Below are 12,496 nucleotides of genomic sequence, written 5' to 3' on the forward strand. Positions count from 1 at the left end.
GCGGGCTGGGCGGGAGCGGCGGTGGCCGGCGTAGCGGGAACAGCCGGGGCGGCCGGCACGACCGGAGCGGCAGGCGCTGCGACGGCGGGCGCGGCCGGTACGGCGGCGCTGGCAGGGCTGGCGGGCGCGGCGCTCGGCGCGGCGGCCTGCTCGGCCGGGGTTTCGGCGGCCTGGCCGGGTTCGGCGGCGGCGGGATCGCCAGCGGGCTCGGTCGGCACGGCCGGGGTATTGGCCTGGTCCTGGGCCACGGCCTGGTCTTCCGGCTCGTCGAGGCTGTGCACTTCGGTGGTGCCGTCGGCGCTCTCGACCTCGACGTGCTCCATGTTCAGGCCGCTGTTCTCGGCGACGTTGCGCCCGGAGCGTTCCTGCCACCAGAAATAGCCGAAGCCCACCAGCAGGGCCAGCAGCAGCAGGCTGAACAGGCGCAGCAGGTTGCGCGACAGGCGCATCGGCTCGGCGACGCGGCCCAGGCTCTGCACTTCGCTGCCGGTGGCGTTGGTGCCGGTGTACTGGTCGAAGGCGCTGACCATCTGCGCCTGGTCCATGCCCAGCAGCTTGGCGTAGGCGCGCACGTAGCCGCGGGCGAAGGTGTGCCCCGGCAACTGGTCGAAGTTGCCCAGTTCCAGCTGGCGCAGGGAGTTCTCGGTGAGGTTCAGTTGCCCGGCCACCTGGGAACTCGACCAGCCCTTGCCCTCGCGCGCCTGGCGCAAGGCTTCACCCGGATTGGCGCGGGTCGCTGCAACGACCTCTGGCTGCGACGTCTTCATCATTTCTCTGCCTGGTATGCCTGGTATTCGGGAGATGCGGGATACAGGCGCTTGAGCTGCAGGCCGTAGCTGGCGGCGGTGTCCTTGTCGTCAAAGACCTTGGCCAGACGCACCCCCAGCAGCAGGCTCTTGGCGTTCTGCTGTCCCTGCTTCAGGTAATCGTTGTAATAGTCGCGCGCCGGCACGTACTGGCGCTCGTCGTAGGACAGCTGCGACATCTCCAGCAGTGCGCTGGGCTGCCGGCGGTTCAGGCGCAGCGCCTTCTCGAAATACTGCTTGGCCTGGTCGCGCTGGTTCAGCTTGAGGCTGACCAGGCCGAGGTTCTCGAAGACCCGCGAACGGCCGGGATAGAGGCTGTCGTCGGCGGCCTTCTCGAAGGCCTTCACGGCTTCGTCGTAACGATTCTGCTCGAACAGGAAGCCGCCGTAGTTGTTCCAGATGCGCGCTTCGGAGCGCGAGGAAAGCGCCTTGCGGTACTCGTCCTCGGCCAGCTTGGGCTCCATCTCGGTCTGGTACACCAGGGCCAGCGCGGCGTGGGCGTCGGCGCTCGAGGAGTCCAGCTCCAGGGCCTGGCGCAGCGGCACTTTGGCCTGCTCGGTGTTGCCGTTCTGCAGGTAGCCGATGCCCAGCTGGATGTAGGCGTCGCGGGCCTCTTCGCGGCCCTTGGTGGTACTCAGGGGGTCCGGCTTCCCGGTCGTCACGCAACCCGCCAGCATGCTAGCCAACAGTACGAACAGCGCGGCGCGCAAGGTCATCGGAGTCCTCCCTCGAGATCAGTTTCGATTGGCGTTCGGCGTCTGCTCGGCCTCGGCCGCCAGCTGGCGCACGGCGATGTAACGCTCGCTGCGCCGGGTACGGTCCATCACCTGGCCGACCAGTTGGCCGCAGGCGGCGTCGATGTCGTCGCCACGCGTGGTGCGTACGGTGACGTTGAAGCCGCCCTTGTGCAACAGGTCCTGGAAACGGCGGATGGCATTGTTGCTCGGCCGCTCGTAACCGGAATGGGGGAACGGATTAAACGGAATCAGGTTGATCTTGCAAGGAATTTCCTTGAGCAATGCGATCATCTGCTCAGCGTGCTCGGGTTGATCGTTGACATCCTTGAGCAGGGTGTACTCGACGGTCAGCACGCGCTCCTTGCCCAGGCGGGTGATGTAGCGCTGGCAGGCGTCCAGCAGCACCGCGAGGGGATACTTCTTGTTGATCGGCACCAGCTGGTTGCGCAGCTCGTCGTTGGGCGCGTGCAGCGACAGCGCGAGGGACACGTCGGTGACTTCGCCGAGCTTGTCGATCATCGGCACCACGCCGGAGGTGGACAGGGTCACCTTGCGCTTGGAGATGCCATAGCCGAAGTCCTCCATCATGATGTTCATGGCGGGGACGACGTTGTCGAAGTTCAGCAGCGGCTCGCCCATGCCCATCATCACTACGTTGGTGATGGCGCGGTCGATCTTGGCGGGCACGGTGCCGAAGGATTTGTTGGCGATCCACACCTGGCCGATGATCTCGGCGGCGGTCAGGTCGCTGTTGAAGCCCTGCTTGCCGGTGGAGCAGAAGCTGCAATCCAGGGCGCAGCCGGCCTGGGACGACACGCACAGCGTGCCACGGCCGTTCTGCGGGATGTACACGGTCTCGACGCAGCTGCCGGACGCCACCCGCACCACCCATTTACGGGTGCCGTCGGTGGAGATGTCCTGGCTGACCACTTCCGGACCACGAATCTCGGCGCAGGCCTTGAGCTTTTCGCGCAAGGCCTTGCCGACGTTCGTCATGGCGTCGAAATCCTCGGCGCCAAAGTGGTGAATCCATTGCATCACCTGGCCTGCGCGGAAGCGCTTTTCACCGATGGACTCGAAGAATTCCTCGAGCTGGGGCTTGGTCATGCCCAGCAGGTTGGCCTTTACAGCGGTATCAGTCATGGATTCACCCTCGCTCATTCGCCTGGATCAGCGAATGCGCTCGCACACCTCGGTGCTGGAGAAGAAGTAGGCGATTTCACGGGCAGCCGAAGCTTCCGAGTCGGAACCGTGAACGGCGTTTTCGTCGATGGAAACGGCGAAATCGGCGCGGATGGTACCGGCGTCGGCTTTCTTCGGATCGGTGGCGCCCATCAGTTCACGGTTTTTCAGGATGGCGTCTTCGCCTTCCAGAACCTGAACGACGACCGGACCGGAGGTCATGAAGGAAACCAGGTCCTTGAAGAAGGGACGCTCTTTGTGTTCGGCGTAGAAGCCACCGGCTTCGCGCTCGGACAGCTGGACCATCTTGGAAGCGACGACACGCAGACCGGCCTTCTCGAAGCGGGTCAGGATTTCGCCGATGACGTTCTTGGAGACGGCGTCGGGCTTGATGATGGAGAAGGTACGTTGCAGGGCCATTTGGAATAACTCCGAAAAGCAAGGTTGGTAATGCCGAGAAGCCCCTGGGCGAGCCCAGGAGCTTCTGTGATTCAGGGTGAGCCGCGCGACAGCGGCAGCCGAGGCTGGCACGCGCGGAAACCGGTACGCGCCAGGCGCGCCGGCAGGTGACGACCAACCCCCTGGGGGCACCCGGCCAATCACCTAAAGATAAAACCCGCGAATTATACGCGGGTTCGGGAAAAAGCATAAGAGCAGGCCGCGGGCCAGCACCGGCAGGCGACGGGAAATCACTCGCAGGAGCGAGCTTGCTCGCTCCTACAGAAGGCTCGATTTCACTCGGCTTCTTCGATCCAGGCGCCCTGGATGGCTTCCAGGACCTTCTCGCCGCCCCGCTTGGGGTCGTCGCTGAAGTCCGGCAGGCCGACGACCCAGTTGTGCAGGTCGACGAAGTTGACGTAGCGTGGGTCCACGTCGGGCTTGCTTTCAGCCAGCTGGATGGCGATTTCCAGCACATCGGTCCATTTCAGGCTCATGTCCGCTCCCTCAATGACCTTCGGAAACCTGGTTGATGGTGTATTTCGGAATCTCCACCACCAGGTCCTCGTCCGCCACCACCGCCTGGCACGACAGGCGCGAATCGGGCTCCAGGCCCCAGGCCTTGTCGAGCATGTCGTCTTCCAGCTCGTCGGACGGCTCCATGGAGTTGAAGCCCTCGCGCACCACCACGTGGCAGGTGGTGCAGGCACAGGACATCTCGCAGGCGTGCTCGATATCGATGCCGTTGCGCAGCGCAGCCTTGAGGATGGTCTCGCCCGGCTGGGCCTCTACCACCGCACCTTCCGGGCAGTGCTCGGGGTGGGGCAGAAATACGATCTGCGGCATCTTCGCTTATTCCTCGATTTCGTTGAGCCGGCGGCCGGCCAGGGCGGCCTTGACGGAAGCATCCATCCGTCGCGCGGCGAAGGCGTCGGTCACCTGGGACAGACGCTTGATCTGCTGCTCGATGGCGGCGGTGTCGTTGCCGCTCGCCAGGTCGCGCAGGGTTTGCATGCTGGCGTCGATGGCCAGGCGCTCGTCGGCGTCGAGCAGGCGCTCACCGTCGACCTCCAGCGCCGAGCGCACGGCTTCGAGCAGGCGCTCCGCCTCGACCTGCTGCTCGCGCAGGGCGCGGGCGTTCATGTCGTCGCCGGCGTTCTGGAAGGAGTCCTGCAGCATGCGGGCGATCTCGCCGTCGGTCAGGCCGTAGGACGGCTTGACCTGGATGCTCGCCTCGACGCCGGAGCTGATCTCGCGGGCCGACACAGCCAGCAGGCCGTCAGCGTCCACCTGGAAGCTGACGCGGATCTTCGCCGCGCCGGCGACCATCGGCGGAATGCCGCGCAGCTCGAAGCGCGCCAGGGACCGGCAGTCCTTGACCAGCTCGCGCTCGCCCTGCAGCACGTGAATCATCATGGCCGTCTGGCCATCCTTGTAGGTGGTGAACTCCTGGGCGCGGGCCACCGGGATGGTGGTGTTGCGCGGAATCACCTTCTCCATCAGCCCGCCCATGGTCTCGAGGCCCAGGGACAGCGGGATGACGTCCAGCAAGAGCAGCTCTTCGCCGCGCTTGTTGCCGGCCAGGGCGTCGGCCTGGATGGCGGCGCCGATGGCCACCACCTGGTCGGGGTCGATGTCGGTCAGCGGCTCGCGACCGAACAGCTCGCCCACCGCCTGGCGCACGCGCGGCACGCGGGTGGAACCACCGACCATGACCACTTCGCCAACCTCTTCCAGCTCGATGCCGGAATCACGCACGGCGCGACGGCAGGCCTTGAGGCTGCGGACGATGAAGGGTTCGATCAGCGCGTCGAGCTGCGCCCGGTCGAGCCGGCCGCGCCAGTCGCCATGGGCGACCTCGACGCTGTCGTTCAGCGTCAGGGCTTCCTTCGCCGCGCAGGCGGTCTGCAGCAACTGGCGCTGGCTGCCCGGGTCGAGGTCGTCGGAAATCCCTGCCTGCTGGATGATCCAGCCAGCCACGGCATGGTCGAAGTCGTCGCCGCCCAGGGCGCTGTCGCCGCCGGTGGCCAGGACTTCGAAGACGCCACGGGTCAGGCGCAGGATGGAAATGTCGAAGGTGCCACCACCCAGGTCATAGATGGCCACGACGCCCTCGGCGTTCTTGTCCAGGCCATAGGCGACCGCGGCGGCGGTGGGCTCGTTGAGCAGGCGCAGCACGTGCAGGCCGGCGACGCGCGCGGCGTCCTTGGTGGCCTGGCGCTGGGCGTCGTCGAAATACGCCGGCACCGTGATGACCGCGCCGACCAGCTCACCGCCGAGGGTGGCTTCGGCGCGCTGGCGCAGCGCGCGGAGGATTTCCGCGGAGACCTCGACCGGGCTTTTCGGGCCCTGCACGGTCTCGATGAACGGCATATGCGACTCGCCCTGGGTGAAGCGGTAGGGCAATTGCCCGCCGAGCTGCTTCACGTCTTCCAGGCCACGACCCATCAGGCGCTTGACCGAGAGGATGGAGTTCAGCGGGTCTTCGGCGGCGCCGCGCTTGACCGACTCGCCGACTTCGACGCGATCGGCCAGGTAGCGTACCGCCGAGGGCAGGATCACCCGACCTTCGGCGTCGGCCAGCGGCGCGGTGGTGCCGCTGCGCACGGCGGCGACCAGGGAGTTGGTGGTGCCCAGGTCGATACCCACGGCCAGCCGGCGCTGGTGCGGCTGGGGGCTCTGTCCGGGCTCGGCGATCTGCAGTAGGACCATGCGGTTTCTAATCAGGCGTAACGGGCGCGGCGCGAGCCACGCGGATTAATCGTCGAGTCGCTCTTCGAGCTGGCGCACTTCCTGCGCGAGCTTGTCGAGAAACTGCATGCGGCGCACCAGGCGCTCCGCTTCCGGGCGGCGCGCGGCGTCGTCCCAGCAGGCGGCGAAACCATCTTCCAGAACCAGCTGGGCGGCCTTCAGGCGGCGCTTGAAGGCGGCCACGCCATCCAGGTCGGCGCTGTCCTGCAGGTCTTCCAGCTCCTCGCGCAGCTGCATCTGCTGCAGGAGGAATTCCGGGTCCTGCACCGTCGCTTCCAGCGGCAGTGCCTGACCCCGCAGGGACAGCAGGTACAGGGCCCGACGCGGCGAGCTCTTCAGCGTCTGGTAGGCGTCGTTGAGCTCGGCGGCGCGCTCCAGCGCCACGCGCTGTTCGCGCTCGGAAGCGTCGGCGAAGCGATCCGGGTGGACGCTGCGAACCAGCTCACGGTAGCGCTGGCCGAGGTCCTCCAGATCGAGGCGGAACGCCGGCTGCAGGTCGAACAGCGCGAAGTGACAGGGACTGCCCACACCCGACCTCAGACGTTGAAGCTTTCGCCGCAGCCGCACTCGCCACGAACGTTCGGGTTGTTGAACTTGAAGCCCTCGTTGAGGCCTTCCTTGGTGAAGTCCAACTCGGTGCCGTCGAGGTAAACCAGGCTTTTCGGGTCGATGATGACCTTCACACCGTAGCTCTCGTAGACCAGGTCCTCGGCCGCCAGCTCATCGACGAACTCGAGTACGTAGGCCAGGCCGGAACACCCGGTGGTGCGCACGCCAAGGCGAATGCCCTCGCCCTTGCCGCGCCCCTCGAGGGAGCGCTGGACATGCTTGGCGGCGGCTTCGGTCATGCTGATGGCCATGGGAACTCCTTACTCAGCGAAAGCGGTTAGAGCAGACCCTTCTTCTGCTTGTAGTCGTGGACGGCGGCCTTGATGGCGTCTTCCGCGAGTACCGAGCAGTGGATCTTCACCGGCGGCAGGGCCAGCTCTTCGGCGATGGTGGTGTTCTTGATGGCCTCGGCCTCGTCCAGGGTCTTGCCCTTCATCCACTCGGTGGCGAGGGAGCTGGAGGCGATGGCCGAGCCGCAGCCGTAGGTCTTGAACTTGGCGTCTTCGATGACGCCCTGCTCGTTGACCTTGATCTGCAGGCGCATCACGTCGCCGCAGGCCGGCGCGCCGACCATGCCGGTGCCGACATCCGGGTCCTCGGCGTCGAGCTTGCCGACGTTGCGCGGGTTTTCGTAGTGGTCGATGACCTTGTCACTGTATGCCATGGCTAATCCTCACTTTCTACGGGGCGGGTCAGTGGGCCTGCCATTCGACCTTGGACAGGTCGACACCCTCTTTGAACATGTCCCACAGCGGCGACAGATCGCGCAGCTTGGAAACGGCTTCCACCGACTTGGCGGCGGCGTAGTCGACTTCTTCCTCGGTGGTGAAGCGACCGAAGGTGAAACGGATGGAGCTGTGCGCCAGCTCGTCGTTGCGGCCCAGGGCGCGCAGGACGTAGGACGGCTCCAGGGAGGCGGAGGTGCAGGCCGAACCGGAGGACACGGCGAGGTCCTTCAGGGCCATGATCAGCGACTCGCCTTCGACGTAGTTGAAGCTGACGTTCATGTTGTGCGGCACGCGCTGGGTCATGCTGCCGTTGACGTACAGCTCTTCCAGGCCTTCGAGCTTGGCGTAGAAGCGATCACGCAGGGCGCGGATGCGCTCGTTCTCGACGTGCATCTCTTCCTTGGCGATACGGAAAGCCTCGCCCATGCCGACGATCTGGTGGGTCGCCAGGGTGCCCGAACGCATGCCGCGCTCGTGGCCGCCACCGTGCATCTGGGCTTCCAGGCGCACGCGCGGCTTGCGGCGCACGTACAGGGCGCCGATGCCCTTGGGACCGTAGGTCTTGTGCGCAGAGAAGGACATCAGGTCGACCTTCAGCTTCTCCAGGTCGATGTCGACCTTGCCGGTGGACTGCGCGGCGTCGACATGGAACAGGATGCCGCGGGCGCGGGTCAGCTCGCCGATGCCGGCGATGTCGTTGATGGTGCCGATCTCGTTGTTCACGTGCATGATCGAGACCAGGATGGTGTCTTCACGCAGCGCCGCCTCGACCATGGCCGGGGTGATCAGGCCTTCCTCGGTAGGGTCGAGGTAGGTCACTTCGAAGCCTTCGCGCTCCAGCTGGCGGGTGGTGTCCAGCACCGCCTTGTGCTCGATCTTCGAGGTGACGATGTGCTTGCCCTTGCTGCCATAGAAGTGCGCGACGCCCTTGATGGCAAGGTTGTCGGATTCGGTGGCGCCGGAGGTCCAGACGATCTCGCGGGGGTCGGCATTGACCAGTTCGGCGACCTGGCGGCGGGCGTTCTCTACCGCTTCCTCGGCCTTCCAGCCGAAGACGTGGGAGCGCGAGGCCGGGTTGCCGAAGTTGCCGTCCACCAGCAGGCAGTCAGCCATCTTCTGAGCAACACGCGGGTCCACCGGGGTGGTAGCGGAGTAGTCGAGGTAGATCGGCAATTTCATCAGGTAACTCCTACAGGCAGGCGCTCGCTCAATCGATGGCGGACGCTTCAATCTTATCGAGGCTCGGCTGCTTGCCGGTGCCTCTGCAACGACGCTCATCCTGGCGCTGAGCGACTTCCTGAACCTCCCGGCGCTCGACCAGGTCGGCCAGGCTGATGCCGCTGAGGAACTCGTGAATCTGCTGGCTGAGGTCGCACCACAGGTGGTGGGTCAGGCAGGTGTCGCCGGAGTGGCAGTCGCCCTGCCCCTGGCAGCGCGTGGCGTCGACCGATTCGTTGACCGCGTCGATCACCTGGGCCACATGGATACCGGCCATGTCGCGGGACAGCTGGTAGCCGCCACCCGGACCGCGGACGCTGGTGACCAGGTTGCCGCGGCGCAGTTTGGCGAAGAGCTGTTCGAGATAGGACAGGGAGATGCCCTGGCGCTCGGAAATGTCTGCCAGGGAAACCGGACCACGCTGGGCATGCAACGCCAGGTCGAGCATGGCGGTCACGGCATAGCGGCCTTTGGTGGTCAAACGCATGGAACATTCCCGAAAAGATCACTGGACTGGCGAAAGGATGCCATTTCCGAGTATTTAAGTCAACTATAAGACCTATCGATTTACTCGGGATTAGCCAGGGAAGGGCGGCATAATGTAGCAGGAAAACGCTGGCGGCGCATCAGCGCGCCGCCTTGCCCTCGCTGTCCTTGACCCCGGCGAAATCCTCCTCGCGCAACTCCGGAAGATCCTTGGCGCAGTAGTCGCTGCCGAGCGCGGTGAGGGCCTTGCACATGCCCTCCAGGCGACCGTCGACCGCCTGCAGATGGTCGAGCAACTGACCAATGGCGCGGGCCACCGGGTCGGGCATGTCCTGGCTGACGCCATAGGCGTCGAAGCCGAGCTTCTCGGCCATGGCCTGGCGCTTGGCCTGCTGCTCGGCGTCATCCTTCATGATGATCCGCCCGGGAATGCCGACCACGGTGGCGCCCGGCGGCACTTCCTTGGTGACCACGGCGTTGGAGCCGACCTTGGCCCCGGCGCCGACGGTGAACGGACCGAGCACCTTGGCGCCGGCGCCGACCACCACGCCGTCGGCCAGGGTCGGATGGCGCTTGCCCTTGTTCCAGCTGGTGCCGCCCAGGGTCACGCCCTGGTAGATGGTCACGTCGTCGCCAATCTCGGCGGTTTCGCCGATGACGATGCCCATGCCGTGGTCGATGAAGAAGCGCCGGCCGATCTTCGCCCCCGGATGAATCTCGATGCCGGTCATCCAGCGACCGAAGTTCGACACCATGCGCGCCAGCAGCTTCCAGCCCGAGCGCCACAGCGGGTTGGCCAGGCGATGCAGCCATACGGCGTGCAGGCCCGGATAGCAGGTGAGCACTTCAAAGGCATTGCGCGCTGCCGGATCGCGGTGGAATACGCTCTGGATATCTTCGCGCACACGCTCAAACATCTTCGTCACTCCGCTTGCCAGCCGCGCCCCGCGCGGCCTTCTGTGTTTCGGTGAGAACGCCCCGGAGAATGTTCATCTCCAGCTTGCTGACCCCGGCGCGGCCGTACAGGCGGCGCAGGCGCGACATCAGGTGGCGCGGCTTTTCCGGGTCCAGGAAGCCGATATCCACCAGGGTGGATTCCAGGTGCGAGTAGAAGCGCTCCAGCTCGTCGGCGGTCACCGGCAGGCTGTTGAGCATCGCCGTGGTTTCCAGCTTTTCCTGCTTGGTCGGCTGCCCCTCGGCGGCCAGCCAGGCCATGCGCACTTCATAGGCGAGCACCTGGACCGCCGTCGCCAGGTTCAGCGAACTGAACTCGGGGTTGGCGGGAATGTGCACGTGGAACTGGCAACGCTGCAATTCGTCATTGGTCAAACCCGCGTACTCGCGGCCGAACACCAGCGCCACCTCGCCGCCCTGCTGGGCGTGCTGCAGGCTGGTGGTCGCGCACTCGCGGGGATCGAGCAGCGGCCAGGGGATGCGCCGGTCGCGCGCGCTGGTGCCGAGCACCAGGCTGCAGCCGACCAGGGCGTCCTCCAGGGTCGGCACCACCTGGGCGCTGTCGAGGATGTCGGTCGCCCCCGAGGCGCGGGCGACCGCCTCGCCACTGGGGAAGTCCATCGGATCGACCAGCACCAGCCGCGACAGGCCCATGTTCTTCATGGCCCGGGCGGTACCGCCGATGTTGCCGGGATGGCTGGTATTGACCAGCACCACGCGAATTCTGTCGAGCAACGACGCTCTCCACACATAAGGCGAAACGAAAAAAGGAACGGAATCCTACCGCAGCGCTGGGTCTTGCGCCACGCAAGCGACAGGCCGCGCTATGAGCGTCGTGGATTTCTGGTAGAATGTTCGGCTTTCTTTAACACGACCCAGGTGACCACTCCATGCAGCCCATGCTGAATATCGCCCTGCGCGCCGCTCGCAGCGCTGGTGAACTGATCTTCCGCTCCATCGAACGCCTGGACACCCTCTCGGTCAACGAAAAAGACGCCAAAGACTACGTCACCGAAGTCGACCGCGCCGCCGAGCTGAGCATCGTCACCGCCCTGCGCAAGGCCTACCCGAACCACGGCATCATGGGCGAGGAAGGCGGCTACCTGGAAGGCAGCGGCGAAGGCGCCGATTACCTGTGGATCATCGATCCGCTGGACGGCACCACCAACTTCATCCACGGCGTCCCGCACTTCGCCGTGAGCATCGCCTGCAAGTACAAGGGTCGCCTTGAGCACGCCGTGGTCCTCGACCCGGTGCGCCAGGAAGAATTCACCGCCAGCCGTGGCCGTGGCGCCGCGCTGAACGGCCGCCGCCTGCGGGTGAGCAACCGCAAGAGCCTGGACGGCGCCCTGCTGGGCACCGGCTTCCCGTTCCGCGACAGCCAGCTGGACAACCTCGACGCTTACCTGGGCATGTTCCGTAGCCTGGTCGGCCAGACCGCCGGCATCCGCCGCGCCGGCGCCGCCAGCCTGGACCTGGCCTACGTCGCGGCCGGCCGCTTCGACGCCTTCTGGGAATTCGGCCTGTCCGAGTGGGACATGGCGGCTGGCGCCCTGCTGGTGCAGGAAGCCGGCGGCCTGGTGAGCGACTTCACCGGCAGCCACGAATTCCTCGAGAAGGGCCACATCGTGGCCGGCAACACCAAGTGCTTCAAGGCGCTGCTGACCACCATCCAGCCGCACCTGCCGCCGTCGCTCAAGCGCTGAGCCTCGACGGAATGGAAAAGCCCGGCCTTGTGCCGGGCTTTTTTGTGCCTGCCGCACGACCTGTAGAAGTGCGCCATGCGCGCGATCGCGAGCGTGGCCCACTCCTACACGCCCCAACCGACGGCGGATAACCGCGAACGGTTGTACGCCCTACACGGAAACGAAAAAGGCGCCCCATGGGGCGCCTTTCTGTAGCGGGTCGAGCTTATTGCTGACTGAGGATCAGCCGGCCGCTCTTGTCGACCGGAATCTGGCTGCCCGGATCGCGGTCCATGCGGACCTGGCCGGCCTTGCCGTCGAGCATGTACTTGACGTCGTAGCCGACGACCTTGTCGCTGGTGTCATTCACGGTGCTGCAGCGGGTTTCGGTGGTGGTGTAGGTGTCACGCTCCTGCATGCCTTCCTGCACCTTGTTGCCGGCGTAGCCACCGCCGACGGCACCAGCCACGGTAGCCAGGGTCTTGCCCTTGCCGCCGCCGATCTGGTTGCCCAGCAGGCCGCCGGCGATGGCACCAATGGCCGTACCGGCGATCTGGTGCTGGTCCTTGACCGGGCGCTGGTGGGTGACGGCGACATCCTTGCAGACCTGACGCGGCGTCTTGATGGTTTCCTTGACCGGCTGGACAGCGACCACTTCGGCGTACTGCGGACCATGGTCGACCAGGCTGTACGTGGCCACCGCTCCACCTGCCGTAACGCCGACTGCGCCCAACACGGTACCGATGAGCAACGACTTGTTCACATAAACCTCCTGGCTTTTCCGTTCATTCAGGCTTCCGCCTTATTCCCTGCCTTGGAGCAGGAAATTCTTAAGAAAGTTCCTGCAGTGCGTTGTGAAAGACCACTCAAAACCGACACACGGCTTTCGGCACAAAGAAAAA

Annotated in this window: 16 protein-coding genes; 1 reads left to right on the forward strand and 15 read right to left on the reverse strand. The window is 65.5% G+C overall.

The annotated features are described in order from the left end of the window. From P3W75_RS20450 to trmJ, 14 genes are all read right to left on the reverse strand, one after another. On the reverse strand, positions 1 to 770 hold a 770-nt coding region (locus tag P3W75_RS20450; protein ID WP_276229135.1), incomplete at its 3' end, for a helix-turn-helix domain-containing protein. Further along, positions 767 to 1,522 (reverse strand): type IV pilus biogenesis/stability protein PilW, encoded by a 756-nt coding sequence (pilW, locus tag P3W75_RS20455; protein WP_276229136.1) that lies wholly within the window; start codon positions 1,520 to 1,522, stop codon positions 767 to 769. The genes P3W75_RS20450 and pilW, both read right to left, overlap by 4 nt. Before the next feature lie 18 nt (positions 1,523 to 1,540). Continuing rightward, the gene (gene rlmN, locus P3W75_RS20460; protein WP_276229137.1) at positions 1,541 to 2,686 is read right to left on the reverse strand and encodes a 23S rRNA (adenine(2503)-C(2))-methyltransferase RlmN; all 1,146 of its coding nucleotides are present in this window, start codon (positions 2,684 to 2,686) and stop codon (positions 1,541 to 1,543) included. 27 nt (positions 2,687 to 2,713) lie between these two features. After that, positions 2,714 to 3,145 carry a nucleoside-diphosphate kinase gene (gene ndk / locus P3W75_RS20465; protein WP_276229138.1) on the reverse strand — a complete coding sequence of 144 codons (432 nt, stop codon included), beginning with the start codon at positions 3,143 to 3,145 and terminating at the stop codon, positions 2,714 to 2,716. Positions 3,146 to 3,459: 314 nt separating this feature from the next. After that, entirely contained in the window at positions 3,460 to 3,660 is a 201-nt protein-coding gene (gene iscX, locus P3W75_RS20470) for a Fe-S cluster assembly protein IscX (RefSeq protein ID WP_276229139.1), read from the reverse strand. 10 nt (positions 3,661 to 3,670) lie between these two features. Next, positions 3,671 to 4,009, reverse strand: a complete 339-nt coding sequence (gene fdx, locus P3W75_RS20475) for an ISC system 2Fe-2S type ferredoxin (protein ID WP_074978979.1) — start codon at positions 4,007 to 4,009, stop codon at positions 3,671 to 3,673. A gap of 6 nt (positions 4,010 to 4,015) precedes the next feature. After that, positions 4,016 to 5,875 (reverse strand): Fe-S protein assembly chaperone HscA, encoded by a 1,860-nt coding sequence (gene hscA / locus P3W75_RS20480; RefSeq protein WP_276229140.1) that lies wholly within the window; start codon positions 5,873 to 5,875, stop codon positions 4,016 to 4,018. Positions 5,876 to 5,920: 45 nt separating this feature from the next. Beyond that, complete coding sequence (hscB, locus tag P3W75_RS20485; protein ID WP_276229141.1) at positions 5,921 to 6,442, reverse strand: co-chaperone HscB; 522 nt, start codon at positions 6,440 to 6,442, stop codon at positions 5,921 to 5,923. An 8-nt stretch (positions 6,443 to 6,450) separates the two neighbouring features. Beyond that, positions 6,451 to 6,774 (reverse strand): iron-sulfur cluster assembly protein IscA, encoded by a 324-nt coding sequence (iscA, locus tag P3W75_RS20490; protein ID WP_276229142.1) that lies wholly within the window; start codon positions 6,772 to 6,774, stop codon positions 6,451 to 6,453. A 26-nt stretch (positions 6,775 to 6,800) separates the two neighbouring features. Further along, a complete protein-coding gene (iscU, locus tag P3W75_RS20495; protein WP_043249574.1) occupies positions 6,801 to 7,187 on the reverse strand; it encodes a Fe-S cluster assembly scaffold IscU in 387 nt (128 codons plus the stop codon). 28 nt (positions 7,188 to 7,215) lie between these two features. Then, positions 7,216 to 8,430 (reverse strand): IscS subfamily cysteine desulfurase, encoded by a 1,215-nt coding sequence (locus tag P3W75_RS20500; protein WP_276229143.1) that lies wholly within the window; start codon positions 8,428 to 8,430, stop codon positions 7,216 to 7,218. A 28-nt stretch (positions 8,431 to 8,458) separates the two neighbouring features. Continuing rightward, positions 8,459 to 8,956 carry a Fe-S cluster assembly transcriptional regulator IscR gene (gene iscR / locus P3W75_RS20505; protein WP_276229144.1) on the reverse strand — a complete coding sequence of 166 codons (498 nt, stop codon included), beginning with the start codon at positions 8,954 to 8,956 and terminating at the stop codon, positions 8,459 to 8,461. 139 nt (positions 8,957 to 9,095) lie between these two features. Then, positions 9,096 to 9,872 (reverse strand): serine O-acetyltransferase, encoded by a 777-nt coding sequence (gene cysE, locus P3W75_RS20510; RefSeq protein ID WP_276229145.1) that lies wholly within the window; start codon positions 9,870 to 9,872, stop codon positions 9,096 to 9,098. Continuing rightward, positions 9,865 to 10,644: a tRNA (cytosine(32)/uridine(32)-2'-O)-methyltransferase TrmJ gene (trmJ, locus tag P3W75_RS20515; RefSeq protein ID WP_276229146.1), complete on the reverse strand. Its 780-nt coding sequence runs from the start codon at positions 10,642 to 10,644 to the stop codon at positions 9,865 to 9,867. Before trmJ ends, cysE begins: the two co-directional genes overlap by 8 nt. A gap of 155 nt (positions 10,645 to 10,799) precedes the next feature. Between trmJ and suhB the strand changes: the two genes are divergently transcribed. Further along, a complete protein-coding gene (suhB, locus tag P3W75_RS20520; RefSeq protein WP_276229147.1) occupies positions 10,800 to 11,615 on the forward strand; it encodes a type III secretion system regulator SuhB in 816 nt (271 codons plus the stop codon). Between the two features lie 205 nt (positions 11,616 to 11,820). On the opposite strand, the gene P3W75_RS20525 is transcribed toward suhB, so the two are convergent. Further along, positions 11,821 to 12,357: a glycine zipper 2TM domain-containing protein gene (locus tag P3W75_RS20525; protein WP_276229148.1), complete on the reverse strand. Its 537-nt coding sequence runs from the start codon at positions 12,355 to 12,357 to the stop codon at positions 11,821 to 11,823. Between the last annotated feature and the right edge of the window lie 139 nt (positions 12,358 to 12,496).

The organism is Pseudomonas citronellolis (assembly GCF_029335315.1).
Classification (GTDB): Bacteria; Pseudomonadota; Gammaproteobacteria; order Pseudomonadales; family Pseudomonadaceae; genus Pseudomonas; species Pseudomonas citronellolis_A.

Excerpts from the sequence above, each read along its gene's own strand:
- pilW (WP_276229136.1), bottom strand. The coding sequence starts at position 1,522 with ATGACCTTGCGCGCCGCGCTGTTCGTACTGTTGGCTAGCATGCTGGCG.
- rlmN (WP_276229137.1), bottom strand. The coding sequence starts at position 2,686 with ATGACTGATACCGCTGTAAAGGCCAACCTGCTGGGCATGACCAAGCCC.
- ndk (WP_276229138.1), bottom strand. The coding sequence starts at position 3,145 with ATGGCCCTGCAACGTACCTTCTCCATCATCAAGCCCGACGCCGTCTCC.
- iscX (WP_276229139.1), bottom strand. The coding sequence starts at position 3,660 with ATGAGCCTGAAATGGACCGATGTGCTGGAAATCGCCATCCAGCTGGCT.
- fdx (WP_074978979.1), bottom strand. The coding sequence starts at position 4,009 with ATGCCGCAGATCGTATTTCTGCCCCACCCCGAGCACTGCCCGGAAGGT.
- hscA (WP_276229140.1), bottom strand. The coding sequence starts at position 5,875 with ATGGTCCTACTGCAGATCGCCGAGCCCGGACAGAGCCCCCAGCCGCAC.
- iscA (WP_276229142.1), bottom strand. The coding sequence starts at position 6,774 with ATGGCCATCAGCATGACCGAAGCCGCCGCCAAGCATGTCCAGCGCTCC.
- iscU (WP_043249574.1), bottom strand. The coding sequence starts at position 7,187 with ATGGCATACAGTGACAAGGTCATCGACCACTACGAAAACCCGCGCAAC.
- P3W75_RS20500 (WP_276229143.1), bottom strand. The coding sequence starts at position 8,430 with ATGAAATTGCCGATCTACCTCGACTACTCCGCTACCACCCCGGTGGAC.
- iscR (WP_276229144.1), bottom strand. The coding sequence starts at position 8,956 with ATGCGTTTGACCACCAAAGGCCGCTATGCCGTGACCGCCATGCTCGAC.
- cysE (WP_276229145.1), bottom strand. The coding sequence starts at position 9,872 with ATGTTTGAGCGTGTGCGCGAAGATATCCAGAGCGTATTCCACCGCGAT.
- suhB (WP_276229147.1), top strand. The coding sequence starts at position 10,800 with ATGCAGCCCATGCTGAATATCGCCCTGCGCGCCGCTCGCAGCGCTGGT.